This is a genomic window from Mesorhizobium sp. W067, assembly GCF_054719525.1.
In genome coordinates, this window is the sequence record NZ_JBTTII010000001.1 from 4,921,935 (window position 1) to 4,947,283 (window position 25,349).

General features: G+C 63.0%; 30 protein-coding genes. 20 read left to right on the plus strand and 10 right to left on the minus strand.

All coding sequences use genetic code 11. The features are described 5' to 3' along the window. The first annotated feature begins 77 nt into the window (after nucleotides 1-77). The gene (locus ACYG97_RS24080; RefSeq protein WP_023732766.1) at nucleotides 78-884 is read left to right on the plus strand and encodes a class I SAM-dependent methyltransferase; all 807 of its coding nucleotides are present in this window, start codon (nucleotides 78-80) and stop codon (nucleotides 882-884) included. A 61-nt stretch (nucleotides 885-945) separates the two neighbouring features. Here the strand turns inward: ACYG97_RS24080 and ACYG97_RS24085 are convergent, their stop codons facing one another. Then, nucleotides 946-2,199 (minus strand): DNA recombination protein RmuC, encoded by a 1,254-nt coding sequence (locus ACYG97_RS24085; RefSeq protein WP_023732765.1) that lies wholly within the window; start codon nucleotides 2,197-2,199, stop codon nucleotides 946-948. A 103-nt stretch (nucleotides 2,200-2,302) separates the two neighbouring features. Here ACYG97_RS24085 and def point away from each other — a divergent pair, with 103 nt between their 5' ends. From def to truA, 6 genes are all read left to right on the plus strand, one after another. Beyond that, nucleotides 2,303-2,833, plus strand: coding sequence for a peptide deformylase (gene def / locus ACYG97_RS24090; protein ID WP_023732764.1), 531 nt, complete (start codon nucleotides 2,303-2,305; stop codon nucleotides 2,831-2,833). Between the two features lie 97 nt (nucleotides 2,834-2,930). Continuing rightward, nucleotides 2,931-3,218 (plus strand): hypothetical protein, encoded by a 288-nt coding sequence (locus ACYG97_RS24095; protein ID WP_023696043.1) that lies wholly within the window; start codon nucleotides 2,931-2,933, stop codon nucleotides 3,216-3,218. Then, the gene (locus ACYG97_RS24100; RefSeq protein WP_023732763.1) at nucleotides 3,215-3,640 is read left to right on the plus strand and encodes a type II toxin-antitoxin system VapC family toxin; all 426 of its coding nucleotides are present in this window, start codon (nucleotides 3,215-3,217) and stop codon (nucleotides 3,638-3,640) included. Before ACYG97_RS24095 ends, ACYG97_RS24100 begins: the two co-directional genes overlap by 4 nt. A 38-nt stretch (nucleotides 3,641-3,678) precedes the next feature. Beyond that, nucleotides 3,679-4,629 carry a methionyl-tRNA formyltransferase gene (fmt, locus tag ACYG97_RS24105; RefSeq protein WP_023703799.1) on the plus strand — a complete coding sequence of 317 codons (951 nt, stop codon included), beginning with the start codon at nucleotides 3,679-3,681 and terminating at the stop codon, nucleotides 4,627-4,629. After that, nucleotides 4,626-5,132, plus strand: coding sequence for a GNAT family N-acetyltransferase (locus ACYG97_RS24110; protein ID WP_023728813.1), 507 nt, complete (start codon nucleotides 4,626-4,628; stop codon nucleotides 5,130-5,132). Before fmt ends, ACYG97_RS24110 begins: the two co-directional genes overlap by 4 nt. Nucleotides 5,133-5,143: 11 nt before the next feature. Next, the gene (truA, locus tag ACYG97_RS24115) at nucleotides 5,144-5,899 is read left to right on the plus strand and encodes a tRNA pseudouridine(38-40) synthase TruA (protein WP_023732762.1); all 756 of its coding nucleotides are present in this window, start codon (nucleotides 5,144-5,146) and stop codon (nucleotides 5,897-5,899) included. Here truA and ACYG97_RS24120 read toward each other — a convergent pair. After that, nucleotides 5,896-6,501 (minus strand): hypothetical protein, encoded by a 606-nt coding sequence (locus ACYG97_RS24120; RefSeq protein ID WP_023732761.1) that lies wholly within the window; start codon nucleotides 6,499-6,501, stop codon nucleotides 5,896-5,898. The genes truA and ACYG97_RS24120 overlap by 4 nt on opposite strands. A 2-nt stretch (nucleotides 6,502-6,503) precedes the next feature. Further along, on the minus strand, nucleotides 6,504-7,694 hold the full coding sequence (dapE, locus tag ACYG97_RS24125) for a succinyl-diaminopimelate desuccinylase (RefSeq protein WP_023732760.1): 1,191 nt from the start codon (nucleotides 7,692-7,694) through the stop codon (nucleotides 6,504-6,506). Nucleotides 7,695-7,809: 115 nt separating this feature from the next. Between dapE and ACYG97_RS24130 the strand changes: the two genes are divergently transcribed. Next, nucleotides 7,810-8,823, plus strand: a complete 1,014-nt coding sequence (locus tag ACYG97_RS24130) for a 2-dehydropantoate 2-reductase (protein WP_023732759.1) — start codon at nucleotides 7,810-7,812, stop codon at nucleotides 8,821-8,823. Between the two features lie 58 nt (nucleotides 8,824-8,881). Here the strand turns inward: ACYG97_RS24130 and ACYG97_RS24135 are convergent, their stop codons facing one another. Genes ACYG97_RS24135 through dapD form a run of 3 tightly spaced genes read right to left on the minus strand, consistent with a single transcriptional unit; the run spans nucleotide 8,882 to nucleotide 10,929 of the window. After that, nucleotides 8,882-9,652, minus strand: coding sequence for a hypothetical protein (locus ACYG97_RS24135; protein WP_023732758.1), 771 nt, complete (start codon nucleotides 9,650-9,652; stop codon nucleotides 8,882-8,884). Between the two features lie 21 nt (nucleotides 9,653-9,673). Next, a complete protein-coding gene (locus ACYG97_RS24140; protein ID WP_081725464.1) occupies nucleotides 9,674-10,078 on the minus strand; it encodes a DUF805 domain-containing protein in 405 nt (134 codons plus the stop codon). Continuing rightward, the gene (gene dapD, locus ACYG97_RS24145; protein WP_023696035.1) at nucleotides 10,075-10,929 is read right to left on the minus strand and encodes a 2,3,4,5-tetrahydropyridine-2,6-dicarboxylate N-succinyltransferase; all 855 of its coding nucleotides are present in this window, start codon (nucleotides 10,927-10,929) and stop codon (nucleotides 10,075-10,077) included. The genes ACYG97_RS24140 and dapD overlap by 4 nt, the downstream gene beginning before the upstream one ends. Before the next feature lie 148 nt (nucleotides 10,930-11,077). Here dapD and ACYG97_RS24150 point away from each other — a divergent pair, with 148 nt between their 5' ends. Then, nucleotides 11,078-11,923, plus strand: a complete 846-nt coding sequence (locus tag ACYG97_RS24150) for an LOG family protein (protein ID WP_023681343.1) — start codon at nucleotides 11,078-11,080, stop codon at nucleotides 11,921-11,923. Nucleotides 11,924-12,003: 80 nt separating this feature from the next. On the opposite strand, the gene ACYG97_RS24155 is transcribed toward ACYG97_RS24150, so the two are convergent. Then, nucleotides 12,004-12,723, minus strand: a complete 720-nt coding sequence (locus tag ACYG97_RS24155) for a pyrimidine 5'-nucleotidase (RefSeq protein WP_023681344.1) — start codon at nucleotides 12,721-12,723, stop codon at nucleotides 12,004-12,006. Nucleotides 12,724-12,897: 174 nt separating this feature from the next. Between ACYG97_RS24155 and ACYG97_RS24160 the strand changes: the two genes are divergently transcribed. The 3 genes from ACYG97_RS24160 (at nucleotide 12,898) to ACYG97_RS24170 (ending at nucleotide 15,439) form a co-directional block, all read left to right on the plus strand. Continuing rightward, on the plus strand, nucleotides 12,898-13,659 hold the full coding sequence (locus ACYG97_RS24160) for a GGDEF domain-containing protein (protein WP_023681345.1): 762 nt from the start codon (nucleotides 12,898-12,900) through the stop codon (nucleotides 13,657-13,659). A 173-nt stretch (nucleotides 13,660-13,832) separates the two neighbouring features. After that, on the plus strand, nucleotides 13,833-14,003 hold the full coding sequence (locus tag ACYG97_RS24165; RefSeq protein WP_023681346.1) for a hypothetical protein: 171 nt from the start codon (nucleotides 13,833-13,835) through the stop codon (nucleotides 14,001-14,003). Continuing rightward, nucleotides 14,000-15,439, plus strand: a complete 1,440-nt coding sequence (locus tag ACYG97_RS24170) for a GMC oxidoreductase (protein ID WP_023732757.1) — start codon at nucleotides 14,000-14,002, stop codon at nucleotides 15,437-15,439. Before ACYG97_RS24165 ends, ACYG97_RS24170 begins: the two co-directional genes overlap by 4 nt. Before the next feature lie 196 nt (nucleotides 15,440-15,635). Here the strand turns inward: ACYG97_RS24170 and phhA are convergent, their stop codons facing one another. Next, entirely contained in the window at nucleotides 15,636-16,472 is an 837-nt protein-coding gene (phhA, locus tag ACYG97_RS24175; protein WP_023732756.1) for a phenylalanine 4-monooxygenase, read from the minus strand. 139 nt (nucleotides 16,473-16,611) lie between these two features. Between phhA and ACYG97_RS24180 the strand changes: the two genes are divergently transcribed. The 3 genes from ACYG97_RS24180 (at nucleotide 16,612) to ACYG97_RS24190 (ending at nucleotide 19,254) form a co-directional block, all read left to right on the plus strand. Further along, nucleotides 16,612-17,088, plus strand: a complete 477-nt coding sequence (locus ACYG97_RS24180) for an Lrp/AsnC family transcriptional regulator (protein WP_023732755.1) — start codon at nucleotides 16,612-16,614, stop codon at nucleotides 17,086-17,088. Between the two features lie 111 nt (nucleotides 17,089-17,199). Beyond that, nucleotides 17,200-18,747 carry a magnesium-protoporphyrin IX monomethyl ester anaerobic oxidative cyclase gene (gene bchE, locus ACYG97_RS24185; RefSeq protein WP_023732754.1) on the plus strand — a complete coding sequence of 516 codons (1,548 nt, stop codon included), beginning with the start codon at nucleotides 17,200-17,202 and terminating at the stop codon, nucleotides 18,745-18,747. Between the two features lie 108 nt (nucleotides 18,748-18,855). Further along, nucleotides 18,856-19,254 carry a RidA family protein gene (locus tag ACYG97_RS24190; RefSeq protein WP_023687463.1) on the plus strand — a complete coding sequence of 133 codons (399 nt, stop codon included), beginning with the start codon at nucleotides 18,856-18,858 and terminating at the stop codon, nucleotides 19,252-19,254. 42 nt (nucleotides 19,255-19,296) lie between these two features. Here ACYG97_RS24190 and argB read toward each other — a convergent pair whose 3' ends face one another. Both argB and ACYG97_RS24200 read right to left on the minus strand, forming a co-directional pair. After that, the gene (argB, locus tag ACYG97_RS24195; protein WP_013528489.1) at nucleotides 19,297-20,190 is read right to left on the minus strand and encodes an acetylglutamate kinase; all 894 of its coding nucleotides are present in this window, start codon (nucleotides 20,188-20,190) and stop codon (nucleotides 19,297-19,299) included. A 100-nt stretch (nucleotides 20,191-20,290) separates the two neighbouring features. Further along, complete coding sequence (locus ACYG97_RS24200; protein WP_023732753.1) at nucleotides 20,291-20,449, minus strand: hypothetical protein; 159 nt, start codon at nucleotides 20,447-20,449, stop codon at nucleotides 20,291-20,293. A gap of 411 nt (nucleotides 20,450-20,860) precedes the next feature. Here ACYG97_RS24200 and ACYG97_RS24205 point away from each other — a divergent pair, with 411 nt between their 5' ends. The 5 genes from ACYG97_RS24205 (at nucleotide 20,861) to ACYG97_RS24225 (ending at nucleotide 25,312) form a co-directional block, all read left to right on the plus strand. After that, on the plus strand, nucleotides 20,861-21,400 hold the full coding sequence (locus ACYG97_RS24205) for a sigma-70 family RNA polymerase sigma factor (RefSeq protein ID WP_084023687.1): 540 nt from the start codon (nucleotides 20,861-20,863) through the stop codon (nucleotides 21,398-21,400). Further along, on the plus strand, nucleotides 21,397-22,119 hold the full coding sequence (locus ACYG97_RS24210; protein ID WP_023732751.1) for an anti-sigma factor: 723 nt from the start codon (nucleotides 21,397-21,399) through the stop codon (nucleotides 22,117-22,119). Before ACYG97_RS24205 ends, ACYG97_RS24210 begins: the two co-directional genes overlap by 4 nt. A 224-nt stretch (nucleotides 22,120-22,343) precedes the next feature. Further along, on the plus strand, nucleotides 22,344-22,901 hold the full coding sequence (locus tag ACYG97_RS24215; protein ID WP_023681353.1) for a fasciclin domain-containing protein: 558 nt from the start codon (nucleotides 22,344-22,346) through the stop codon (nucleotides 22,899-22,901). A gap of 210 nt (nucleotides 22,902-23,111) precedes the next feature. Continuing rightward, nucleotides 23,112-23,612 (plus strand): peptide-methionine (R)-S-oxide reductase MsrB, encoded by a 501-nt coding sequence (gene msrB / locus ACYG97_RS24220; protein WP_023732750.1) that lies wholly within the window; start codon nucleotides 23,112-23,114, stop codon nucleotides 23,610-23,612. Nucleotides 23,613-23,764: 152 nt separating this feature from the next. Then, nucleotides 23,765-25,312, plus strand: coding sequence for an FAD-dependent monooxygenase (locus ACYG97_RS24225; RefSeq protein WP_023732749.1), 1,548 nt, complete (start codon nucleotides 23,765-23,767; stop codon nucleotides 25,310-25,312). Nucleotides 25,313-25,349: the final 37 nt, after the last annotated feature.

Consider the following 25,349-nt stretch of genomic DNA (forward strand, 5'->3'; position numbering starts at 1 on the left):
TGCCTCCCGGTTAAACGCGGCCCAAACCAGCCAATAATGTGCTAGGCTACCCATCAAACGGATGGCGGGGGATAGCAATGTCGGAAACGGACAAAGTGTTTGCCGGCTCGATTCCGGAAAACTACGACCGCTACATGGTGCCGTTGATCTTCGAGCCGTTCGCCGCGGATTTGGCACGACGGGCAGCGTCCTTGTCGCCCGGCGCCGTCCTGGAAGTCGCCGCCGGCACCGGCGTTGTCACCCGCGCATTGGCTCCAAAACTGTCTCCGGGCGCAAGCTATGTCGTGACCGACCTGAACCAGCCTATGCTCGACTACGCGGCCTCGCGACAAGCTCCCGACAGTCGCATACAATGGCGTCAGGCTGATGCTCTGGCGCTGCCGTTCGAAGATGCGGCTTTCGATCTCGTTTGCTGTCAGTTCGGCGCGATGTTCTTTCCCGACCGAGCCGCCGGCTATCGCGAAGCAAAGCGGGTCCTGAAGACCGGCGGCCATTTCCTGTTCAACGTGTGGGATCGCATCGAAGAGAATGTGTTCGCCAATGATGTGACGAATGCTCTTGCGGAGATTTTTCCGAACGATCCGCCCCGCTTTCTCGCCCGCACGCCGCACGGCTACAATGACACTGCATTGATCCGCGGCGAGTTGGAAGCCGCAGGTTTCTCCCGTGTGGTGATCGACACGAGGGCCGAACAAAGCCGTGCCCCCTCGCCGCGCCTTCCGGCGGTTGCCTATTGCCAGGGAACTCCGCTTCGCAATGAAATCGAGGCCCGAGGAAAATTGGAAGCCGCAACCGATCACGCCGCGTCCGTAATTGCAGCCAGACACGGCAGCCGCGAGGTTGCGGCCAAGATCCAGGCGCACGTGATCGTGGCTACGGTCTAATGCATGGCGCCCAGAAGTGTGCCGCGGTTCTGGGACAACGACATGCATCAAAACAAAGACTTTAATCGTCGCCTTCGACGACACGTAGCCTGAGCTGCCCCGTCTTGGAATCCGCCACCCGCACCCCGGCTTCGGCCTTGGCGGGTCCGCCACCGCGCACTTCGGCTTCGCTTTCGCCAAACTCCAGCGCTTCGATCTTTTGGCCGCGCTTGGTCACCTTCGAGGTCGACACCAGTATCTCGTCGATATCCTTGGCCGACTGGCCAAAATGCGTCTGCAGCCGGCGCACGCGTTCGTCGACACGCGCGACGTCCTCCATCAGCCGGATCACCTCGCCCTGGATCAGATGCGCCTGTTCGCGCATGCGGGCGTCCTTGAGGATGGCCTGGATGACCTGGATCGACAGCATCAAAAGCGACGGTGAGACGATGATGACACGCGCCCGGTGCGCCTTCTGGACCACGGCGTCGAAATTCTCGTGGATTTCGGCGAACACCGATTCCGACGGCACGAACATGAAAGCGGTGTCCTGCGTCTCGCCCTGGATCAGGTATTTTTCCGAGATATCGCGGACGTGAATTTCGATGTCGCGGCGGAAAGCCTGGGCCGCGATCTTCTGTTGTTCGGCGCCATCGGCGGCGCGGATGGCGTTCCAGGCTTCCAGCGGAAACTTGGCGTCGATGGCAAGCTGCGGCGCACCGTTCGGCATCCTGACCAGGCAGTCGGGACGGCTGCCGTTTGACAGCGTTGCCTGGAACTCGTAGGCGCCCATCGGAAGGCCGTCGGCGACGATCGCCTCCATGCGCGACTGGCCGAAGGCGCCGCGCGTCTGCTTGTTGGACAGGATCGCCTGCAATTGCACGACCTGGCCGGCCAGCGACTGAATGTTGCCTTGCGCGGTGTCGATGACCGCCAGCCGTTCCTGCAGTTTGGCGAGGCTCTCATGCGTCGATTTGGTCTGTTCGGTCATGGTTTGGCCGAGTCGGCCGGTCATGGCGTCGAGGCGCTGGCCGATCGACTGGTTGAGTTCGGCCTGCCTTGCGCCGAACACGTCGGCGATGGCGCCCATGCGGCCCTGCATCTCGGCCTGGCTTTGCAAAATGCCGGCCATCCGCGCCCCGGCGTCGCGGGCGTGGTCGGCGGCTTCCGCCGCGGCGATGGTGCGCGCCTTGGCCGATCGCCACAGCGCCACGACAAGCGCCAGGAACAGGCCGAGAAACACCAGCGCGCCGATGGCCAGTGCATGGCCGAGCGTGATCGTCGTCGCGCCAAGCCGGGCAACGGGTTCGGAAAGGATGGTGCTCAGGTCGTTCATCCCGCCAGCATAGCCGATTCGCAGACCTGGCACAGATCAAAACGTGAACGAGACCGATTCGCACCGGTTGACGCTTCTCCTGCGACGTTTTAGGTGAGGCGCCATGTCGATCAAGCCGCTCATCATCCTTCCCGATCCTATCCTGCGCCAGGTTTCCAAACCGGTCGAACGCGTCGACGCGCCTTTGCGCAAACTGACCGACGACATGCTGGCGACGATGTATGATGCGCCGGGCATCGGCTTGGCCGCAATCCAGATTGGCGAGCCGCTGCGCATGCTGGTCATCGACCTCGCCAAGGAAGACGAGCCGCCGGCGCCGCATGTCTTCATCAATCCCGAAATCCTCGAAAGCGCCGACGCTCGCTCCGTCTACGAGGAAGGCTGCCTGTCGATCCCGGACTATTACGCCGAGGTCGAGCGTCCCGCCTCGGTGCGCGTGAAATATCTCGACCGCGACGGCAAGCTGCAGGAGATCGAGGCCGAAGGCCTGATGGCGACCTGCCTGCAGCACGAGATCGACCATCTCAACGGTGTGCTGTTCATCGACCACATCTCGAAGCTGAAGCGCGACATGGTGGTCAAGAAGTTCAAGAAGCTCGCCAAGGACAAGGCGCCGGGCAAGCTGGTGGGATAGCCCTGCTTTCGGCGGCTCGCACAACATCCCTCTCGACCCGCCCCTATTGAGAGACGCTTCCTTGCGTGATATCATTGATATCAGACTGGAGACTCCGATGGGCGATATGTTGATCAGAGATATTCCCGAGCCGTTGAAGCGTGAAATCGAGCATGCGGCACGCAAGGGCGGCCAAAGCCTCTCGATCAAGGCGATCGATTTATTGCGAAAAGGCATGGTTGCGGAAAAAGAAGGCAAGGCCGAGCCTGGACTCACGGCTTGGGATGCGATTCGCGCTGCCTTCGCCTCGGAAAATGCAATCAGCGACGAATTTGCGCAGATGATGGATGAGATCGAAGCGGAACGGAAACGCGACTTTGGCCGCACCATTGAGAATTTCGAGTGATAATCCTCGATACCAATGTCGTCTCGGAAGCGAGCCGGCCCGCGCCCGATCCAAACGTCGCTAAGTGGTTTCGCAGACAGGACCTGCTCGACCTCTATCTCTGCGGTCCTGTTGTCATGGAGCAGTCCTTTGGAGCCGAAAGGTTTCTGAACAAGACCGGCTCGGACCGCCACGTCCGTGCACTTGACCACCTGGTTTCGAAGCAGTTTTCGGGACGTGTCGTCGAATTTGCCGGTCCCATTCCCCGTCTGGCGGGCAAGCTCCGGGCAATGCGGGAAACTATCGGCCGGCCGATCAGCCTTTCCGATGCCATGATCGCTGCCATCTGCCTGTCGCACGACGCTATGCTGGCGACGCGCAATATTAAGGACTTCGAAGAGCTTGACCTCAAGATCGTAAACCCGTTTGAAGCAGACGCTTGAGCGGACTGCCGCGCGCAGAACAGGATACTGGACGAAAAATGCCGCTTCGCGTCATCTTCATGGGCACGCCGGAGTTTTCGGTGCCGGTGCTGCGCGCGATTGCCGAGGCCGAGCACGAGATAGCAGCCGTCTACACCCAGCCGCCGCGCGCCGCCGGCCGCCGCGGTCTGGAGCTGACACCGTCGCCGGTGCAGCGCGAGGCTGAGCGGCTGGGCATCGAAGTGCGCACGCCGCTGTCGCTGAAGGGCGAGGGCGAGCAAGCTGCTTTCCATGCGTTGCGTGCCGATGTCGCAGTCGTCGTCGCGTATGGTTTGCTGTTGCCTAAGGCTATTCTGGAGGCTCCGCGCCTCGGCTGCCTCAATGGCCACGCCTCGCTTTTGCCGCGTTGGCGTGGTGCAGCTCCCATCCAGCGAGCCATTATGGCCGGCGACGTCGAAACCGGCATGATGGTGATGCGCATGGAAGAGGGCCTGGACACCGGTCCGGTGGCACTGGTTGAAAAATGCGCCATAGAGCCCGACATGACGGCCGGCGATCTGCACGACCGCTTGATGAATATTGCTGCCACGCTGATGGTGGAAGCGCTGTCCCGATTGGAGACAAATACCCTGGCATCGACTTTGCAGGCGGCTGACGGGGTGACCTACGCCAGGAAAATCGATAAGTCGGAGACACGTGTGGACTGGACGCGCCCGGCTGCGGAGGTCCACAATCACATTCGCGGCCTGTCGCCATTTCCCGGCGCCTGGTGCGAGGCCGACATCGGCGGCCGCACGGAACGGCTGAAACTGCTTCGCTCGACGCTTTTGGAAGGCACGCTTTCTGAAAGCATGGGCGAGTCGGGAGGAATTCTCGATGACCGGCTGACGGTCGCCTGCGGGTCGGGCGCGGTCAGGCTGGTCGAAGTTCAACGGGCGGGCGGAAAGCCCGCTGCCGCGCAGGAGTTTCTGCGCGGGGCCAAGATCGAAAAAGGAATGAAGTTCTCATGAGCATGATGTCGATACGCGGCGCGACGCCGCGGGACCGCGAGGCCATACGCCTGGTCGAGGAACACGCATTCGGCCAGCAGGCGGAGGCCGGGCTGGTCGACGCTCTGGTCACCGGCGGCGACGCCGTTGTCGAACTGGTGGCGGAAGAAGACGGCCAGGTGGTCGGCCACATCCTGTTTTCCAGGCTGTTCGTCCAGAACGGCGGCAAGCAGTTTGCAGCCGTGGCGCTGGCGCCGTTGGCGGTGGAACCTTCGTTCCACGGCTCGGGCATTGGCGGTGCGCTGATCCGCGAGGCGCATATCCGCCTCAGGGATGCCGGCGAGACGCTCGCCGTTGTGTTGGGCGATCCGGCCTATTACGGCCGCTTCGGCTACAATCATGCGCGCGCCGAAAAGTTCGAGAGCGAATATCAGGGCGAAGCGCTGCAGGCGCTGGCCTGGGGTGACGCACCCGAAAAAGGCAAACTGGTCTACGCCCAGGCCTTTACCGCACTCGCCGCCTGAACGAAGGGTGTATGCCGCGTTTTCGTCTCGATATCGAATATGACGGCAGCCTCTTCGCCGGCTGGCAACACCAGGCGGATCAGCCTTCGGTGCAGCAGGCGATAGAGCAGGCGATCGAGAAATTCTGCGGTGAGGCGGTGCGGATACGCGCCGCCGGCCGCACCGACGCCGGGGTGCATGCGACCGCCCAGGTGGCGCATGTCGACCTCGCCAAGGCATGGCCAAACGACAAGGTGCGCGACGCCGTCAACGCGCACCTGCAGGCGGCAGGCGCGCGCATCGCCATCCTGCAGGCGACGGTTGTCCCCAATGAGTTCGACGCCCGTTTCTCGGCCACCGGACGGCACTATCTCTACCGCATCCTCAACCGGCGCGCGCCTGCAGCGATGGAAAAGGGCAAGGTCTGGTGGGTGCCGAAGCGGCTCGATGCGGACGCCATGCACGAAGCGGCGAAAGTCCTGCTCGGCCGACATGACTTTACCACCTTCCGCTCGACGCAATGCCAGGCCAACAGTCCGGTGCGGACGCTGGAGCTGCTCGATGTAAGCCGCCAGGGCGACCTGATCGAAGTCAGGGCCTCGGCGCGCTCTTTCCTGCACAACCAGGTGCGCTCCATGGTCGGTTCGCTGAAACGCGTCGGCGACGGCGGCTGGACCGCCGCCGACCTCAAGGCCGCGCTCGCGGCGCAAGACCGCGCCGCCTGCGGCCAGGTGGCGCCGCCCGACGGGCTTTTTCTCGTCGGTGTAGACTATCCGGAAAAGTTCTAAGCCGGAGCGGCGGTCGGCACAGTGATGCCGAGCAGCGCCACCAGGCCGAACAAGACGGCCAGAGACACCACCAACATGCCTGCGAACACGGCACTGCCGACAGCCGCGCCCTTGCCGATCGTGGCGTTGGTCATCCGCCAGGTGAGTACCAGCGACAGCACCACCAGAACCAGCCACACCAATTCGGCAACCGGGTTGTCGGACGGCAGGAAAAGCCTGATCAACGCTGAAGGCAGCAGCATCCAGGCGGTGATCGCGGACGCCCAGTTGCTGGCGACGACATAGTGGACGAAGCGGTCGCCGATGCCGGCGCGCGATGCGACCAGGGCAAGCACAACCAGGGGCAGCAGCCACGAGCCGATGTCGACGGTCGCCAGGCGAATCAACATGCCCAGCCGCCCGGCGAACGCATTGGGGTCGCCGATCTCGTTGGCCGTGCCGACCCAGCCGACGATCATCGCCGGCGCGGCGACGACGATGGCGAAGAAGGAATTCCAGAAGCCGTCCGCCGAAAGGTCGAGCAGCCGCAAGCCGTCGGCCTTTCCGAGCATCAGCCGCCAGGCGCCGTTAAGCGATGAAGAGGTCTCGTCAACCGAAAGCATGATCAGCCCTGCTCGAACCAGTCATCGATGAAGCGCTGGTAGATTTGGGTCAGCGTCTCGAGGTCGGCCAGTGCGACGCGCTCGTCGACCATGTGCATGGTCTTGCCGACGAGGCCGAACTCGACCACCGGGCAATAGTCCTTGATGAAACGCGCATCCGAGGTTCCGCCCGAGGTGGACAGCGCCGGCTCCTTGCCGACCGTCGCCTTGATCGACCCGCGCAGCGTCCCGATCAGCTTGTCGTCGCGCGTCAGGAAGACATGGCTCGGCCGGTCGCGCCAGATCAGCTCGTAGTCGACCGGCGTCTTGCCGGTCCGGTATTTCTTGCGCTTCGCCGCCTGGTCGAGGCGGTTATGGATCTCGGCCTGCACCGTCTCGGCAGTCCATGTGTCGTTGAAGCGGATGTTGAAGGTGGCTGTCGCCTTGGCCGGAATAACATTGGTCGCCGGGTTGCCGACATCGATCGAGGTCACTTCCAGATTGGTCGGCTGAAAATCCTTCGTGCCCTTGTCGAAGACGGGCGACAGCAAGGCGTCGACCAGGCTGATCAGGCCGCGCACCGGATTGTCGGCGAGCAATGGATAGGCGACATGGCCTTGGCGGCCGTTGACCGTGACACTGCCCGACATCGAGCCACGCCGGCCGATCTTGATCATGTCGCCGAGCGTGTCCGGATTGGTGGGCTCGCCGACGATCGCGGCGTCCCATTTCTCGCCCCTGGCCGCCGCCCAGTCGAGCAGTTTTGTCGTCCCGTTGATGGCCGGCCCCTCCTCGTCGCCGGTAATCAGCAGCGAGACCGAGCCTTTCGGACCACCCTTGTTCTCGACATGGCGCGCCACGGCAGCGATGAAACAGGCAATGCCACCCTTCATGTCGACGGCGCCGCGGCCGTACATCTCGCCCTTGGCGATCTCAGCGGCAAAGGGCGGATGCGTCCACGACGCCTCGTCGCCCGCCGGCACCACGTCGGTATGGCCGGCAAACATCAGATGCGGCCCATTGCCGGAGCGGCGCGCGTAGAGGTTCTCGATGTCGGGGGTGCCGTCTTCGGAAAACACCGGGCGTTCGACGGAAAAGCCGAGCGGCTTCAGCATGCCTTCCAGGGCAGCCAGCGCGCCGCCCTCGGCGGGCGTTACGGAGGCGCAGCGTATGAGGGTCGCGAGGTTGGCGGCGGGATCGGTCGGCAGTTTCATGGGCAAAGCGATAATCGAAAGCGAAAGGCCTGTCACGGCCAGAGATGATGACCGGTCCTGCCGCCGACATTATGGTTTTCATGTCGTATAGTGCAGGCCAACACGAGATAATCGCATGGCCAACGCCGAAAAGACCATCGTCATTGCCGGCGCCGGCAGCATCGGCTGCTATGTCGGCGGTTGCCTGGCGCTGGCCGGACGCAAGGTGGTGTTTTTGGCGCGGCCAGGCATCGCGACGGCCTTGCTGGACGGTGGCCTGCGCATCACCGATCTCGATGGTCGCGACCGATCCATCCGGCCGGAGTCCGTCACCACCGATCCCGCCGCTGCCCTCGCCAGTGCCGACGTGGTGCTGGTGACGGTCAAGAACGGCGCTACCGAGGAGATGGCGTCGCTTGTTGCCGGACATGCGCGCGGCGATGTCGTGGTGGTCAGCCTGCAGAACGGCGTCGGCAATGCCGACCGGTTACGCGCCGGGCTCGGTGGACGGACTGTGCTCGCCGGCATGGTGCCGTTCAATGTCGTCCAGTCGGCCATAGGCAATTTGCCGCTTCACCTGCATCGCGCCAGCGACGGCAAGGTCATGATCGAAGATGGCGTGACCGGCCTTGCCGGCCTTCTCGATGTCGAAGGGCTTGGCGTGGAAACCCATCCCGACATGAAAGCCGTTCAGTGGGGCAAGCTGCTGATCAACCTCAACAACGCGCTTGTCGCATTGTCCGGCCTGCCGCTGGCGAGCGAACTTGCCGATCGCCGCTGGCGGCGAATCCTGGCCGGTCAGATCGACGAGGCCCTGGCGGCGATGAAGGCGTTACATATCGCGCCGGCGCGGATCGGCGGCTTGCATCCCGTCCTGCTGCCGAAACTGCTCCGGCTGCCGGACTGGCTGTTCCGGCTGGTCGCCCGCCGCATGCTCGCCATCGACCCGCAGGCGCGCTCGTCGATGTGGGACGACCTCCAACGTGGTCGGCCGACCGAGATCGGTGACCTGCAGGGGGCCGTCCTGAACCTCGCCGAAAAGGCCGGCACGCCGGCGCCTCTGCTGAAGCGGGTCACCGTGCTGGTGCGGCAGGCCGAGCGGGAAAAGCGCGGCTCACCCGGGCTGACGCCGGAAACCGTCACTGGATAGTCTACTTGCCGCGAGCCTCGGGCCTTGGCCCGCAAAATAGGCGCGTGGGCCCGCCGCGTCACAGCTTTGGTGCGCGCCTCGGAGCCGGCGCTTTGCTCGCCGAGCCTGGCGCCGGCAGGGGCTGCGCAGCCGGGTGGTTCTCGATCAGCGTGATCTTCTGCCAGATCTTGCGCGACAGGTTGGACGCCAGGTTCTCGACGTCGTTGACGCCGTCGATGACCACATCGTCATTGACGGACTGCGCAAACAGCGCCGCGATCTTGCCGGTGATCGACAGCATCTCCGAGCAATAGTCGAGGTAGCGCGCCAGGTCGGCGGCATTGGTGATGCGCGCCGGCGAATGCGCGGTCGGCCTGAAATTGGCGGACAATGCCGCCGGATCCTTGGTCAGCTGGTGCATGTCGATGACATGGATCAGCGATCTCAACCCATGCAGCTGGCGAAACACCCGCTTGCGCTTGATGCGCTCCTCGGTGCGGATTAGCGCCAGCAGGCCAAGCACGGCAAGGATCATCATGTTGATCGTGGCTTCGATGCCTTGCACCGACTGCACCGCATCGTCGGCCTGCGAGATATGGATGAGCGGCAGGATGGTGCCGACGAATAGGAAGATCAGCGCGCCGGCGGCAACAGCGGCGACGATGGCGCCGCGCAGCCACCAGATCGGCGCTTCCAGCGCCTGCGCCGCCTTGGCCAGGTCGCGCGACAGCGACACCAGTTCGGCGGCGACGCCGCGCAGGCCGGCATCGGGAAAACGCTCGGCGACGCGCTCTTCCAGCCGCTCGGCGGTGTCGATGATCAGTTTCGGATCAAGCGTGCGGTAGCGCATGGCGAGATATCCGGTCGGCGCTCATGGTTCAGCCGGCGCGTTGCTGCGTTTGCCGTAGCGGTTCGGACCGGGGTCACCGCGGAAACACGCTAGAACGATGAGAAGAATGGGGCCGATGATAAGAGAGATCAACGCGTAATAAGTCGGCTTGCCGAAATCATGAAACCGCTTTGCGGTTACCGCAAAGCTCGACCATGTCGAGATCAGCAAAACGACCCAGAACACAAGTGCCCAGTTCTGGCTGGTTGCGGTGCCGGGTTCCAGTCTCGACAACTGGTAGAGCGGGAAAAACTGTGCAAGCACCAGCAGCAGCCCGGCGAGCACGTAGGCACTTGGGCTGACGCGCCCTGAGAGGCTGAAGAAAAGCCAGGGAAGTGGTGGTGTGTTGGGCAATCTGGAGCGCTCTGGTTGCTCGGACAGGATCAATCACGCAGCAGTTCGTTGATCGAGGTTTTCGAGCGGGTCTTGGCATCGACGCGCTTGACGATGACGGCGCAGTAGAGGCCAGGGCCCGGCTCGTTGTTCGGAAAGGCCTTGCCCGGCATCGAGCCGGCGACGACGACCGAATTCGGCGGCACCTCGCCATAAAACACTTCGCCGGTGGCGCGGTCGACGATCTTGGTCGACTGGCCGATGAACACACCCATTCCGAGCACCGAGCCTTCGCGCACGATGCAGCCCTCGACCACTTCGGAGCGCGCGCCGATGAAGCAATTGTCCTCGATGATGGTCGGGCCGGCCTGCATCGGCTCCAGCACCCCGCCGATGCCGACGCCGCCCGAGAGGTGCACATTCTTGCCGATCTGGGCGCAGGAGCCGACCGAGGCCCAGGTGTCGACCATGGTGCCGCTATCGACATAGGCGCCGACATTGACGAAGGACGGCATCAGCACCGCGCCCGGCGCGACATAGGCAGAACGGCGCACGATCGAAGACGGCACGGCGCGGAAGCCTGCCTTCTCGAAGTCGACCGCGCTCCAGCCGTCGAACTTCGACGCCACCTTGTCCCACCAGACCGCCTGCCCGGGGCCGCCCTTGATGATCTCCATCGGATAGAGCCGGAAGGAGAGCAGCACCGCCTTCTTCAGCCACTGGTTGACATGCCATTTGCCATCCGGCTGGCGCTCGGCGACCCGCACGGTGCCACGGTCGAGCAGGTCGAGTGAGGACTGGATGGCGTCGCGCGTTTCGCCACGGGTCGCGGTCGAAATCGTGTCGCGCTCCTCGAAGGCCTTCTCGATGGTCTTTTCGAGGCTGGCCAGATCAGGCTTCGACATGAATTCGCTCCGTTACCACGCTGTTAAGGCCGTCGGCCTTAACCTTGTTTTGAAAGTCGCGCGGACCCTATGTTAAGGCGTATTGGGGGTCAATCGCGGGTGCGCCATGGGACGGCGCAAGTGAACTGTTGGGACGGGTAGAAAGCATATGACTCCTATGGAAAAGGCGGGATGGACGCCGCTGCCGCATTCGGACGAGGATCTGGAGCGGTCGAAAAGCGTGCCCGACACGCCGCAGACTCGCGCCGAAACCTACCGGCTGGCCTGGAACGATCCCGACTTCATGACGCGCCGGGAATTGCGCGCTGTGCGCTTGCAGCTTGAGCTCTTGAAGCCCGAAATGATCCTGGCCGAGCGCGGCATCCGCTCGACGGTCATCCTGTTCGGCGGCGCGCGTATTCCCGAGCCCGGCGGCGAGGCCTGGGCCGCCAAGAACGAGACGCAGAAGAAAAACCTCGAGGAAAACAGCAAATACTACGAGGAGGCGCGCAAATTCGCCCGCCTCTGCTCACAGCAATCGGCCACGTCCTACTACCGCGAATTCGTCGTCGTCACCGGTGGCGGCCCAGGCGTGATGGAGGCGGGAAATCGCGGCGCCGACGATGTCGGCGCGCCGTCGATCGGCCTCAACATCGTCCTGCCACACGAGCAGGCGCCGAACGCCTATGTGACCCCGGAGCTGTGCTTCAACTTCCACTATTTCGCCATCCGCAAGATGCATTTCGTCATGCGCGCCAAGGCCGTCGCGGTGTTTCCGGGCGGCTTCGGCACCATGGACGAATTCTTCGAGACGCTGACGCTGATCCAGACCGGCCGCATGGAGCGCGTGCCGGTGATCCTGTTCGGCAAGGCGTTCTGGCAGCGCGCGATCGACCTCGATTTCCTGGCCGAACAAGGCACCATCACGCCCGGCGACCAGGATATCATCGACTTTGTCGACACCGCCGACGAGGCCTGGGGGATCATCAGCCGCTTCTACAAGTTGGGGGAGTAGGGGAACCGGGAATTGAAGAACTGAAGAATTGAGGAAAAGGAGGTCCGGATCGGTCTCCCTTTCACCAGTTCTTCAATTCTTCAGCTCCTCAATTCCTCTACCCCCTCCACTATCCCCGTCAGAAACGTCGCGAGATCGTCGGTGACGAAATCGACGTCGTCCTCATTGGCCGGATCGCGCTCCCAGATCTCGGCAAAGGTCGGCTCGAAATTGCGCGGCACCACCAGCACCGTGGTCATGCCCAGTGATTTCGGCACCTCGAGGTTGCGGGCGAGATCCTCGAACATCACCGCATTGTGTCCGGTGACGGCGTGCAGTTCGGCAAACTTCTCATAGGTCTGCCGCGACGGCTTCGGCGTCAGCCCGGCGGCGACGATATCAAAAATGTCGTCGAAATGGTCGAGTATGCCGAGCTGGCGCGCGGTGCGCTCGGCGTGCCTGCGGTCGCCATTGGTGAAGATGAACTTGCGGCCGGGCAGCTGGCGGATAGCGGTGCCCAGCACCGGATCCGGCACCAGCCACGAATAGTCGATATCATGCACCTTTTCGAGAAAGTCGTCGGGGTCGATGCCGTGACGCGTCATCAGCCCGTTCAGCGTCGTGCCATATTCCTGATAGAGTTCCTTCTGCAGCTTGCGCGCTTCCTCGCGCGGCAGCGTGAGCAGTTCTCCGACATAGGCCGTCATCTTGACGTCGATCTGCGAAAACAGATTCGAATGGTGCGGATAAAGCGTGTTGTCGAGGTCGAACACCCAGTCGGTGACATGGGCGAAGCGGGCGGGATCGGGCAGCGTGGTCATGGCGTGTTATGGCATGAAATATCTGCCGTTCGAACCCCTTTCTGATGTAGAGCTTATCCACAACCTATGTGCATCTAGAGTTGTAAAAATGGGCTCACCATTCAAATTTTAGCCATCACGGAAAGGTGGCCTTCAGGGCTTGCTGGCACAGAGACGGTTCAGTGGGAGCCAGCGATGAGTCGCATAGTCTTAAAGTCCGCCGCGGTCGCATTCGGCTCGGTAGCCATCTCGCTTTTGCTGACGCTGATCATCGTTCCCGCCATGGGTTTTCCGGTCGACCGCACTGTCTGGCTGACATCGACGGTGTGCCCGCTGGCGCTCGCCTGGATCGCCTGCGCCAGCACCTTCTGGCAGAGCGACCGACTGAAAAACGCGCATCGCGATCTCGCCCGCGCGCATGCCCAGCTCGCCGCCGCGCATCGGCGCCTGTCGGCGAAGGCGAGCCGCGACGACATGACCGGCATGCTCAACCGCGAGAGCTTCTTTGCCGCGTTGGACGGCTCGCGGCGCAAATCCGATCGCGGCGCGCTGCTGATCATCGACGCCGACCATTTCAAGGCGATCAACGACAGTTTCGGCCATCTGACCGGCGATGACGCACTGGTGTTAATCGCCAGCGCCATCGAGCGCGGCGTCCGCAGCGGCGACGTGCTCGGCCGCATTGGCGGTGAGGAGTTCGGCGCCTTCCTGGTCGGCGCTACGGAAGCCGAAGCCCGGCGCGTGGCCGAGCGCATCCGCCGTGAAGTCGAGCTGGTCCGCTTTCGTCCGGTCGACGAGCGCACGGTGCCGCTGACCGTCTCGATCGGCGGCATCACCTGTGCGCAAGATGCCGATGTCTCGGACCTGATGCGCGCCGCCGACCGCCGGCTCTACGAGGCCAAGCACCGCGGCCGCAATTTGTCGATCCTCGACCGGGACATTTCCGAAGCTGCCTAGGTGTTGGTGGTGGGGCTGTTAACGGTTCGCCAACATTGTTTCCACGCAACTGCGCCGTTTACCGGGTTGTAACTCGTTTACAGGCAAGGCTTGGCACGGGAATGGCATGTCTGGCCGGTGTGCCGTTCAGGGAACGCCATGCGTGGATCGAAGCCCCCATCCAGAGACGTGTCATGAGTTTCTTCATCAGGAAAATATCGCGCCGCACCATCGTGCAGGCGCTGATTGCGATGCCGGCGCTACAGCTTTTTCGCAAGCAGCCTGACAGCGACCGCCCCCCGGCCGATCCCGACGAGATCGTCGTGGTCAATGGCTGGATCCTGAAGCGGAGCGACCTGGCATGATCTTCGACAGCTATGAGACGTTTCGAGCCTCGGATTTCAAGCCCAAGGTCTGCATTCTCGGCTCCGGGCCGGCCGGCACCACCATTGCCAGAAAGCTCGGCGCCGCCGGCATTCCGGTCGTGGTGCTGGAGGCCGGCGCACGCGAATTCAGCGACCAGTCGCAGGATTTCTACCGCGGCTCCACGGTCGGCGATCAATATTTCGATCTCGACATCACCCGGCTGCGCTTCATGGGCGGGTCGTCGAACCACTGGGCCGGCTGGTGCCGCGTGCTCGACAAGCAGGACTTTGAGCCCAAGGCATGGGCGCCGGACACCGGCTGGCCAATCGCCCGGACCGACATCGAGCCCTATCTGTCCGAGCTGCACGACATACTCGAGCTTCCCGACTTCAAGCCCGATGTGCCGATTTCAGACGACATACGCTGGGTGCAGCTGATCAAGAGCCCGGCCGTGCGCTTTGGCGAGAAATTCTCCGACGAGCTCGACAAGAGCAAGAACATAGCGCTCGTGCTCAACACCTATGCCACCGAACTTGCCGGGGACGGCAAACGAGTGACCGGCGCCAGGCTGTGGTCGAACGGCAAGGATGCCGGCGCCTTCAGCGCCGATTATTTCATCGTCTGCGCCGGCGGGCTGGAGAATTCGCGGCTGCTTCTATGGTCGAACCAGCGCTCGAATGGCGGCGTGGTGCCGAACGCCACGGCACTTGGCCGCTACTGGATGGAGCACCCGACCTTCGAGGGCGGCAATGCCATCCTGGCCGATTACAGGGAGTTCGAGGTTGATGCCGTCAACGAGGCGTTCTTCTCGCCGACGCTCGCCGCCATGGAGCGGCTGCAGATCATGAATTTCGGCATACGCCTGATCGAGACGCCCTATGCCGGCGTCAAGAGCCTGATTGCCGACCTCGCCTGCACCGCGCCCGAGGCCGCCGAATGGGTCGCCTACCAGCTCAGCCAGAACCTGCGCTGCGCCGCCCAGCTCTACGTCGCCTGGGAACAGGCGCCGCTGGCCTCGAACCATATCGAATTGTCGAAGACCGATGTCGACCGTGCCGGCGTGCCGCGCATCGAGCTGCACTGGAAGAAGTCGCCGTTGGAGCGCCGCACCATCCTCGAGGGGCTCAAGTTGTTCGGAACGACGCTGATCGAGAAGGACCTCGGCCGCGTCCGCATCATGGACTGGCTGACCAATGGCGAGGACTACCCGACGGATGAGGAACTGGCCGGCCACCACCACATGGGCGGCACGCGCATGGGCACCGATGTCGTCAAGAGCGTGGTCGACGCCAACTGCAAGGTGCACGGCATGGATAATCTCTATGTCGGTGGTTCCTCGGTATTCTGCACCTCTGGCGAATGCAATCCAACGACGACGATCACAGCGCTTGCCTGCCGGCTAGGCGACCATCTGACCAAAGTAATCACGGTGTGACGAAGTCATCCACGGTGTGACGAAGTCATTACCGTCTGATTGTCAAAAAAGCGAACGGCGCGACAGGATTGCTGCCGGCGCTACCCATGCCTTGGTGTCGAAACCCTCGGAAATCAGCGCCAACGAGATCTCCGTCCTCCTTTGTGGGGAGGGATTAAGGGTGGGGGTAGGTGCCGCGCAAACCCTTCAGGATTTGCTAAACCGTCGCTGGATCCAGCGCCGGCTGCCCCTTGCGGCGGGCGACGATCGCCTTGAAATCGGCGGTCCGGAACGCATCGCGCAACACGTCGAAGGACGGCAGCACGAAATAGGCGCGCTGGAACTTGTCGATCTCGTAGCCGGTGCGCATCACCGTTTCGAGGTCGAAGGGCACGTGGTGCGCGTCCGGGCTCGCGACGGCGAACTGCAATTCGGTGAACGACGACATCAGCCCGGCGCCGAAAGCTTTCCGCTTCTGGCCCTCCTCCTGTATCAGCCCGTATTCGGCGGTGTACCAGTAGAGCCGGGTGATCATCTCGTCACCGCCCAGTGCAATCACGCTCTCGGCCTTTTCGCCATACATCTGCATGAAGTCGGCAAACACCGGCTGTGTCAGGATGGGCACATGGCCGAAGAAGTCGTGGAACATGTCGGGTTCGACGATGTAGTCGAGCTCGTCCTTGGTGCGCAGCCAGTTGGTCACCGGAAAGCGCCGGTTGGCGAGATGGTCGAAGAAGGGCGCGGCCGGGATGAGGCCAGGCACGGCGACGATTTCCCAGCCGGTCAGCTTGCGCAGCTTGTCTGAGACCGCGCCGAAATCCGGGATCTTGTCGAGCAGGCCGAGTGCGGCGATCCCATCGAGATAGGAATGGTGCGCCAGCTTCTGCGTCAGCTTGGTCTGCCGGTCGCACAACGTGCGCCACACCGCCTGTTCGTCGGCGCTGTAGTTGTAGCCCTGCGCTACGGTGAAGTCGGAACGGCACACTGAATAGTCGCCACGCAGGCCTTGCGCCGCGCAATCACGGGCATATTCGGCAACGCTCATCGTCGTCATGGTTCTTCTCCCCTGATCGTGACACTTGAATCTGTCCGCAGAGTCTAGCGGCGGCCGGCGAGGCAATTCAGCTTTGATGATGGCTTGGGTCCATGATTTGAGGTAAAAATCACCAAGCAGAAGCTGAAAGAGAGTGAAAATGCCTCAGTTCGACGATTTCGAGATCAAGATGCTGGATGTTCTTCAGCGCGATGGACGCAAGCCCGTGTCCGAACTGGCGCAGGAGATCGGCCTGTCGACGACGCCTTGCGCCCGCCGCTTCGAGGCGCTGCAGGAGGCCGGCATCATCAAGGGCTTTGCCGCCGTGCTCAACCGCCGCGCCGTCGGCCTGATGGTCGAGGTGTTCATCCAGGTGCGCCTCACCAGCCACAGCGACGGTTCGCCCGAAAGCTTCATCGCCGCCGTGCAACGCATGGACGAAGTGTCGTCATGCTGGACGATGACCGGCGACCACGATTTCCTGCTGCACGTCATGGTGCCGTCGGTCGACGAACTCAACGCCTTCGTCATGCACCGCCTGATGCGCCTTGCCGGCGTGCGCGACGTTCACACCCAGCTGGTGCTGCAGAACATCAAGGGCCCGGGCCACGTGCCGCTCGCCCATCTCAGGCGGTAGGACACGCATCGCCATTTCTGCGGAAAAGCTGCACGCAAACTGCTGGACGGAGCCCAAATGCGAAACTGAAACGCCGGCTACGCCATGCGGACCGTCGCTCAAAGGTCCGTCATGAACATCGTGCTGATCAATCCGCCGCACACCGCCATCGGCAGCCGCGTGCCCGATGACCATCTGCCACCGCTCGGCCTGCTGGCACTGGGCGGCCCGCTTATCGACGCCGGCCATAAAGTCCGGCTGGTCGATGCCGAATTCGGGCCGATGCCGTTGGAAACGCTGGTGCGCGATGCGCTCAGCGGCCAGCCCGATTGCATCCTGATCGGCCACTCCGGCTCGACCTCGGCGCATCCCACCGCGCTCGCGATCGCCCGCATGGTCAAGGCGCTCGAGCCGGCGACGCTGGTGATCTATGGCGGCGTGTTCCCGACCTATCACTGGCGCGACATATTGGCGGCGAGCGATGTCTTCGACTTCATCGTGCGCGGCGAGGGCGAGGCAACCATCCTTGCCCTGGTCGTGGCACTGGACAATCGCCGGCCGCTGGGCGATGTCGCGGGTATCGCCTATCGCGACGATCTCGGCCGCCCCTTCGCGACGCGGCCGGCCGGGACCACTGCCAATCTGGACGAGTACCGCGTCAGCTGGGAGCTGATCGATCACCGCCGCTACAGCTATTGGGGCGGCAAGCGCGCCGTGGTCATGCAGTTTTCGCGGGGCTGCCCGCATCTGTGCAACTATTGCGGCCAGCGCGGTTTCTGGACCCGCTGGCGGCACCGCGACCCCAAGAAATTTGCGCAGGAGATTGCCTGGCTGCACCGCCAGCACGGCGTCGAACTGATCAACCTCGCCGACGAAAACCCGACCGTATCGAAGAAGGTTTGGCGCGCCTTTCTCGATGCGCTGATCGCCGAGAACGTGCCGGTGCTGATCGTCGGCTCGACCCGGGCCGACGACATCGTGCGCGATGCCGACATCCTGCACCTCTATCGCAAGGCCGGCGTCATCCGCTGGCTGCTCGGCATGGAAAACACCGACGAGCAGACGCTTCAACTGATCCGCAAGGGCGGCAGCACCTCATCCGACCGCGAGGCGATCCGGCTGCTCCGCCAGCATGGCATACTGTCCATGGCGACCTGGGTGGCGGGGTTCGAGGATGAGACCTTTCGCGATCTGTGGCGCGGCTTTCGCCAGCTGCTTGCCTATGACCCCGACCAGATCCAGGCGCTCTATGTCACGCCGCACCGCTGGACGCCGTTCTTCCGCATCGCCAAGGACCGCAAGGTGATCCAGACGGATGCCCGGCTGTGGGACTACAAGCACCAGGTGCTGCAGATGACGCGGCTGAAACCGTGGATGCTGTTCTTCTCGGTCAAGCTGATCGAGGTCGCGGTGCAGTCGCGGCCGAAGGCGCTGGCGCGCATTCTCTTCCACCCCGATCCCGAACAGCGCCATTCGATGCGCTGGTACACGCAAATGGGCCGCCGCGTCTGGTTCCGCGAGGTCTGGGGTTTTCTGGCCCGCGACCGCCGCCTCAAGGATGGTCCGACGCTGGCTGAGTTCTGGGGCGCGCCGCAGGATGCCGATGAGGAATCCATGGTCGACATGCGCCCGCCGCTCAAGCCGGCCGAAGCGGCTGTCGCGATCTCGGCCGGCGCCTGACGGGCTCGCTGCCCTTCATACCTACCGTATGCGTATTGACATACGCAGCGTATGTACTCACCTCATGCATACGGGACGTATGTGAGTACCCCGGACAATGGAGTGAAAATGACCAAACGTGACGCGATCTTTCCTGCCGGCCGGCAGGCTCTCTACGAGATAAATCGCTATTCTGCTGCAATCCGATCAGGCGATCTTTTGTTTGTCTCGGGCCAGGTCGGCAGCCGCGAGGACGGGTCGCCCGAACCTGTCTTCGAAAAGCAGGTCCAGCTTGCCTTCGATAATCTCGCGGCAGTGCTGAAAGCAGCGGGCGCCACGTTCGACGATATAGTCGACGTGACCACCTTCCACACCGATCCGGCAACGCAATGGCCCGTGATCGATGCCGTTCGGCTGAAGGTGTTCGGTGAACCGCCCTACACCAATTGGACGGCGGTCGGCGTCAACTGGTTAGCCGGCTTCGACTTCGAGATAAAGGTCATCGCGCGCCTGCCCCAGCCTGCCTAAGGGCTGGCCAGCCGACCAACTGGCCGCCAAGCCAGTTGCACCTCAGGGCACGATTAGCGTGCCGGCGCCGTGTTCGGTGAACAATTCCAGCAGCACCGCATGCGGCGTCTTGCCGTTGAGGATGACGACGCCTTCGACGCCGCGCTCGATCGCCTCGATGCAGGTCTCGACTTTGGGGATCATGCCGCCCGACACCGTGCCGTCCTTGATCAGCGCCTTGGCTTCGGCCACCGTCAGCTCGTCGATCAGCTTCTTGTTCTTGTCGAGCACGCCGGGCACGTCGGTCAGGAACAAAAGGCGCGTCGCCTGGCAGGCGCCGGCGATGGCGCCGGCGAAGGTGTCGGCATTGATGTTGTAGGTATGGCCATCGCGGCCGGGCGCCACCGGCGCCAGCACCGGGATCATTTCGGAGCGCGCCAGCAGGTCGAGCAGGGTGCGGTCGACTTCGACCGGTTCGCCGACGAAACCGAGATCGAGCACACGCTCGATGTTGGAATCCGGGTCGATCATGGTCTTGCGAGCCTTTTCGGCGAACACCATGTTGCCGTCCTTGCCGCACAGGCCGATCGCCCATTCGCCCTCGGCGTTGATCAGCGCGACGATCTCCTTGTTGATCGAACCGGCCAGCACCATCTCGACGATTTCGACCGTCTTCTGATCCGTGACGCGCAGTCCGCCTTCGAACTTGGATTCGATGCCCATCTTGGCCAGCATGGCGCCGATCTGCGGCCCGCCGCCATGGACGACGATCGGGTTGACGCCGGACTGCTTCAGCAGCGCGATGTCACGGGCGAAAGCCTTGCCGAGCTCGATATCGCCCATGGCATGACCGCCATATTTCACCACCACCGTCTTGTGCTCGTAGCGCTGCATATAGGGCAGGGCCCGCGAGAGCAGGGCGGCCTGCATTTCGGCGGTGGCGGTGATCTCCGTCATCGGCATGGTTCCCTGGATGCGGGTAAGGACGGCGGCGTCTTAGCGGGAATTGGCCCAGGCCGCAAACAGCTTTGCTATCACGATGATGAAATCTGCCGGATCAGGCCGGCACCTTGAGCGGCGCCCGCCGCGTCAGCCAGCCGGAAATCTTCTCCATCTGCGCGGCGAGCGACAAAACCGTCTGCTCGTCGCCGGGGCGGCCGACGCCCTGGATGTCGAGCGGCAGGCCATTCTGGATCGCTGGCCAGTGGTGAACCACAGGCTCTTGTCCATCAATCGCCCAAACAGGGATCTGATCTCCAAGGCACGGGTCAGATGCAATTTTTCGAGCAGGTTTCGATGAGCTCGTCGGCCCCCTTCGGGTCCATGGCGCGCAGGCAAGCGGCGGATGCGCAATGATCGGGTTGCCTCGGCGCGCGCGATCGCAGCATCGACAAGGTCCGGCGGCGAGATCTCGCCTCTGTGCAACAGCTCTGCCAAGCCGGTCGCATCGTTCTCCCACAGCATCCGTTCGGCCGACATTGCTGTTCCCCTATCTGCGGGAGGCTAACGACAGCCGATTTCCTTGGCAACCGACCGGCGATTACTGGCGATTGGGCGCGGACATCGATTGCGTGGACAACAAGATTTCTGCCTTTGCAAACAAATTGTGATCGCTTAGCTTGTCCGTATGACGCCGCAGGATATCTCCACCCTGATTGTCCGGACCTCGACGAAGGATCGGACTGCGTTCGATCTGCTTTACCGGCAAACCAGTGCGAAACTTTTCGGCGTGTGCCTTCGTGTATTGAAGGATCGCGGAGATGCGGAAGAAGCGCTGCAAGAGGTCTTCGTCAAAGTGTGGACGAAGGCGGATCGTTTCGCTGTTTCTGATCTCAGCCCAATCTCCTGGCTGGTGGCCATAGCACGCAATCATGCGATTGATCGCATCCGGTCGCGACGCAAGCCTGCTGCCGATATCGATGCCGCGCTCGACGTGGCTGACCCCGGTCCCGGGCCAGAGGCTATGGTTGTTGCGGGCGGTGAATCCGAGCGCATCTATCAGTGCCTTGAAGAGTTGGAACAAGACCGGGCGCAAGCCGTTCGGGGTGCGTATTTGAACGGCGAAAGTTACGCCGAGCTCGCGGAACGTCATAAGGTTCCGCTCAACACGATGCGGACATGGCTGCGCCGCAGCCTGTTGAAACTTAGAGAATGTCTGGAAAGATGACCCTGGCAGAAGAAAATGGACCGGAACGTGGAGGCGACGACCTGCTCGCAGCCGAATACGTTCTCGGCGTGCTGCCGGCGGATGAGCGCCAGATAGCCTCCGGACGCATCGACGCGGAGACCGGCTTTGCCCGTCTCGTCGATTCCTGGGAAGTGAACCTCTCGCCGATCGCTGCCGCTTATGCTGAGGTAGAGCCGCCGGCCACGGTCAAGCCGGCTATCGATCGCCGGCTGTTCTCCTCCACCGCGGCGTCGATGACGGCGCCGAGCGGCAGTCTCTGGTCCAGCCTTGCCTTCTGGCGCGGCCTCACCGCAGCGGCTCTCGCGGCCCTGGTACTCTATGTCGCCGTGCCCTACGTCAGGTCGCCGGTCGTCGTGCCACAGGAGCGCCTCGTCGCCTCGCTGGCCGCCGAAGGCAGCGATGTCAAATACCTCGTCGTCTACGACGCATCCCGCCGCGATGTCGGCCTGTCGCTGGTTTCGGGCGAACGCGCCGCCGGCAAGGACTTCGAACTGTGGATGATCGAAGGCAAGAATGCGCCGGTCTCGATGGGTGTCATTCCCGCCGGCCAGGTCACGCACATTCCGGTTACCCCGGCAGTGCAGCAGAAGCTGGCGCAAGGCGCCGTGCTTGCCGTCAGCGTCGAGCCGACGGGCGGTTCGACGACCGGACAGCCGACCGGACCGGTCGTTGCCGCGGGCGACCTGAAGGGCATCTGATAAATCGTAAGATCATGACGTGACAATGAAGGCAGCGGAAGTACATCTTCCGCTGTTTTCGTTTTGGATACGCTGCTGGAGATTAGAGATTCGATCTCCGGAGATAATTCGCCGACAAGATAAAGGATAAATTTTTCCCGGCGCGCGGAAACTCAGGCAGTTCTATTACGTATCTCCTCATGTTCCCGAAAGAGGAAACAATAACCCTGAGGAGTTCGAACACTATGCGTAGAATCGCCACCCTTTTGCTCGCCGGTACCATTGCCGTCTCCGCCCTCGCCACAATCGCCTATGCCGAGAATCCGATGGTTGGCGGCGCCGCCATGTACGCCAACAAGAACATCGTTGAGAACGCCGTCAATTCGAAGGATCACACGACACTGGTCGCCGCCGTCAAGGCTGCCGGCCTGGTCGAGACACTGCAGGGCGCCGGCCCGTTCACCGTGTTCGCGCCGACCAATGAGGCCTTCGCCGCGCTTCCGGCTGGCACGGTCGAGACGCTGCTCAAGCCCGAGAACAAGGACAAGCTCACCAAGATCCTGACCTGCCATGTCATCGGCGCTAAAGCGATGGGCGCCGATGTCGCCTCGATGGCCAAGGCCGATGGCGGCACCCATAAGGTCAAGACGGTTGGCGGCTGCGAGCTGTCGCTCAAGGCTGATGGCGGCAAGGTCACCGTGACCGACGAGAACGGCAATGTCGCCAATGTGACGATCGCCGATGTCGAGCAGTCGAACGGCGTCATCCACGTCATCGACAAGGTCCTGCTGCCGAAGATGTAACAAAGCCCTGCCGCCGACGAACAGGCGGTAAGCTCCTGCAGATTGCGCGGCCCCGCCCCCGTGGGCCGAGCAAACGACCGAGCGCTCCATCCCGTCCGCAACAAGCGCGGAGCCGGTGTGGAGCGTTCGTTTGCAGGGCAACCGTCACCGGCTTTTGATTTTCCAGTGGCGGCCAAATCTGGCAAAACAACCCGCAGGAGGATTTCTGTCATGAACCGTCGCGACTTGCTTTTGAGTGGCGTCGCCGTTGCCGCAGTTGCCGGCGCGGTGGCAACGCTGCGCATGGGCGGACCCCAACCCGCCAGAGCTGCTGAAACCTTCGAGGTCACCAAGACCGACGCCGAGTGGCACGCCATCCTGTCGGATGAAGCCTTCAACGTGCTGCGCAAGGAAGGCACCGAGTATCCCGGCACCAGCCCGCTGCTCAACGAGCACCGCAAAGGCATTTTCGCCTGCGCCGGCTGCGACCTGCCGGTCTATTCCTCGGAGACCAAGTTCGATTCCGGCACCGGCTGGCCGAGCTTCTGGCAAGAGATTGCCAACGCCGTCGGCAAGACCGAGGACCGTTCGCTGGGCATGTCCCGCACCGAGGTTCATTGCCGCCGCTGCGGCGGTCATCTCGGCCATGTCTTCGACGATGGCCCGGCGCCGACCGGCCTGCGCCACTGCATCAACGGCGTTGCGCTCAGCTTCAAGCCGGCAACTGCCTGACCGTTCGGCGTCTTTTAGCGGGGTGGGGATTTGGAGCCGGCGTGACGACCTCCTCCTATCTATTGAAATGGGGCGAAAACAGTCAACTTCAAGAATTGGCAGACGGCTTTTTATGCGTAGATTCCGCAGCCCTAACGAGAGGGCCAGAATCTATGCAACCAACCAAAGCACGGGCTCGCGACGGCGAGCCCAAATCGACCGCCAAATCGACCGACGGTGTTGATGCGGACCGGCCGCGAATATCCCATTCCGTGGTGATCGCCGGCGGCGGCCCGACCGGGTTGATGCTGGCCGGCGAGCTTTCCCTGGCCGGCATCGATGTCGCCATCGTCGAGCGGCGCGAGAACCAGGATCTCGCCGGCGCGCGCTCGGGCGGCCTGCATTCGCGCACCATCGAGATCTTCGACCAGCGCGGCATTGCCGATCGGTTCCTGTCGCAAGGCCAGACCGCACAGGTCGCAGGTTTCGCCGGCGTTTCGCTTGACATCAGCGACTTCCCCACCCGCCACAATTACGGGCTGGCGCTGTGGCAAAAGCACATAGAGCGCATCCTTACCTGCTGGGTCGATGAACTTGGTGTCACGGTCTACCGTGGCCGCGAGGTGACAGGCTTTGTGCAGGATGCAGGCGGCGTCGATTTCGCGCTGACAGATGGCGGGTCGCTTCGTGCCGATTATCTTGTCGGCTGCGACGGCGGCAGAAGCCTCGTGCGCAAGGCGGGGGGCATAGAGTTCCCCGGTTCCGAGCCGACAACCAGCAATTTGATCGCCGAGATCGAGGTGACAGAAGAGCCGCAATGGGGTATCCACCGCGATGCCATCGGAATTCACGGCCTCAGCAGACTGGAAGGCGGTACGGTACGGGTGCTGGTGACCGAGCGCGAGGTCGGGGCTGGCGGCGAGCCAACTTTGCGCGATCTCAGCGAGGCGCTCATTGCCGTCTACGGCACCGATTATGGCGTCCACAATCCGACATCGCTGGCCCGCTTCACCGACATGACCCGGCAGGCAGCCTCATACCGCAAGGGGCGGGTGCTGCTCGCCGGCGACGCCGCGCATGTCCATCCGCCGGACGGCGGACAGGGTCTGCAGACCGGTGTGCACGACGCGGTCAATCTGGGCTGGAAGCTCGCCCAGGTTGTCAGGAAAACTGCGCCCGAAAGCCTGCTCGACAGCTACCAGGCAGAGCGCCACCCGATTGCCGCGCGTGTGATGAAAAACACCATGGCGTCGGTCGCGCTGCGTCGCGAAGACGAGCGTACCAAAGCGTTGCGCGATACAATGGCCGAACTGCTCGCCATGGAAGAGCCGCGCAAGCGTTTTGCCGGGATGATGTCCGGCCTGGACATTCACTACGATCTTGGCGAAGGGCATCCGCTGCTGGGACGTCGCATGCCTGATCTCGACCTCGTCACCGCTGCCGGTCCGCTGCCGGTCTTTGCCCTGCTGCACGACGCCCGGCCGCTGCTGCTCAACTTTGAAAAACCCGGCGCTTTGGACATCCGCCCGTGGGCTGATCGGGTTCGGACTGTCGACGCCAGCTACGATGGCGCATGGGAGCTTCCGGTGCTGGGGGCAGTCGAAGCCCCACGCGCAGTGCTGGTCCGGCCTGACGGTTATGTGGCCTGGGTCGGCGGCCCTGAAGCAGCCGGGCTAACCGACTCGCTGACCAAATGGTTTGGGCCGCCTGCCGCAGCATAGCGCGCCGGGTGTTCGACCAAGGAGCTTGACAACGATC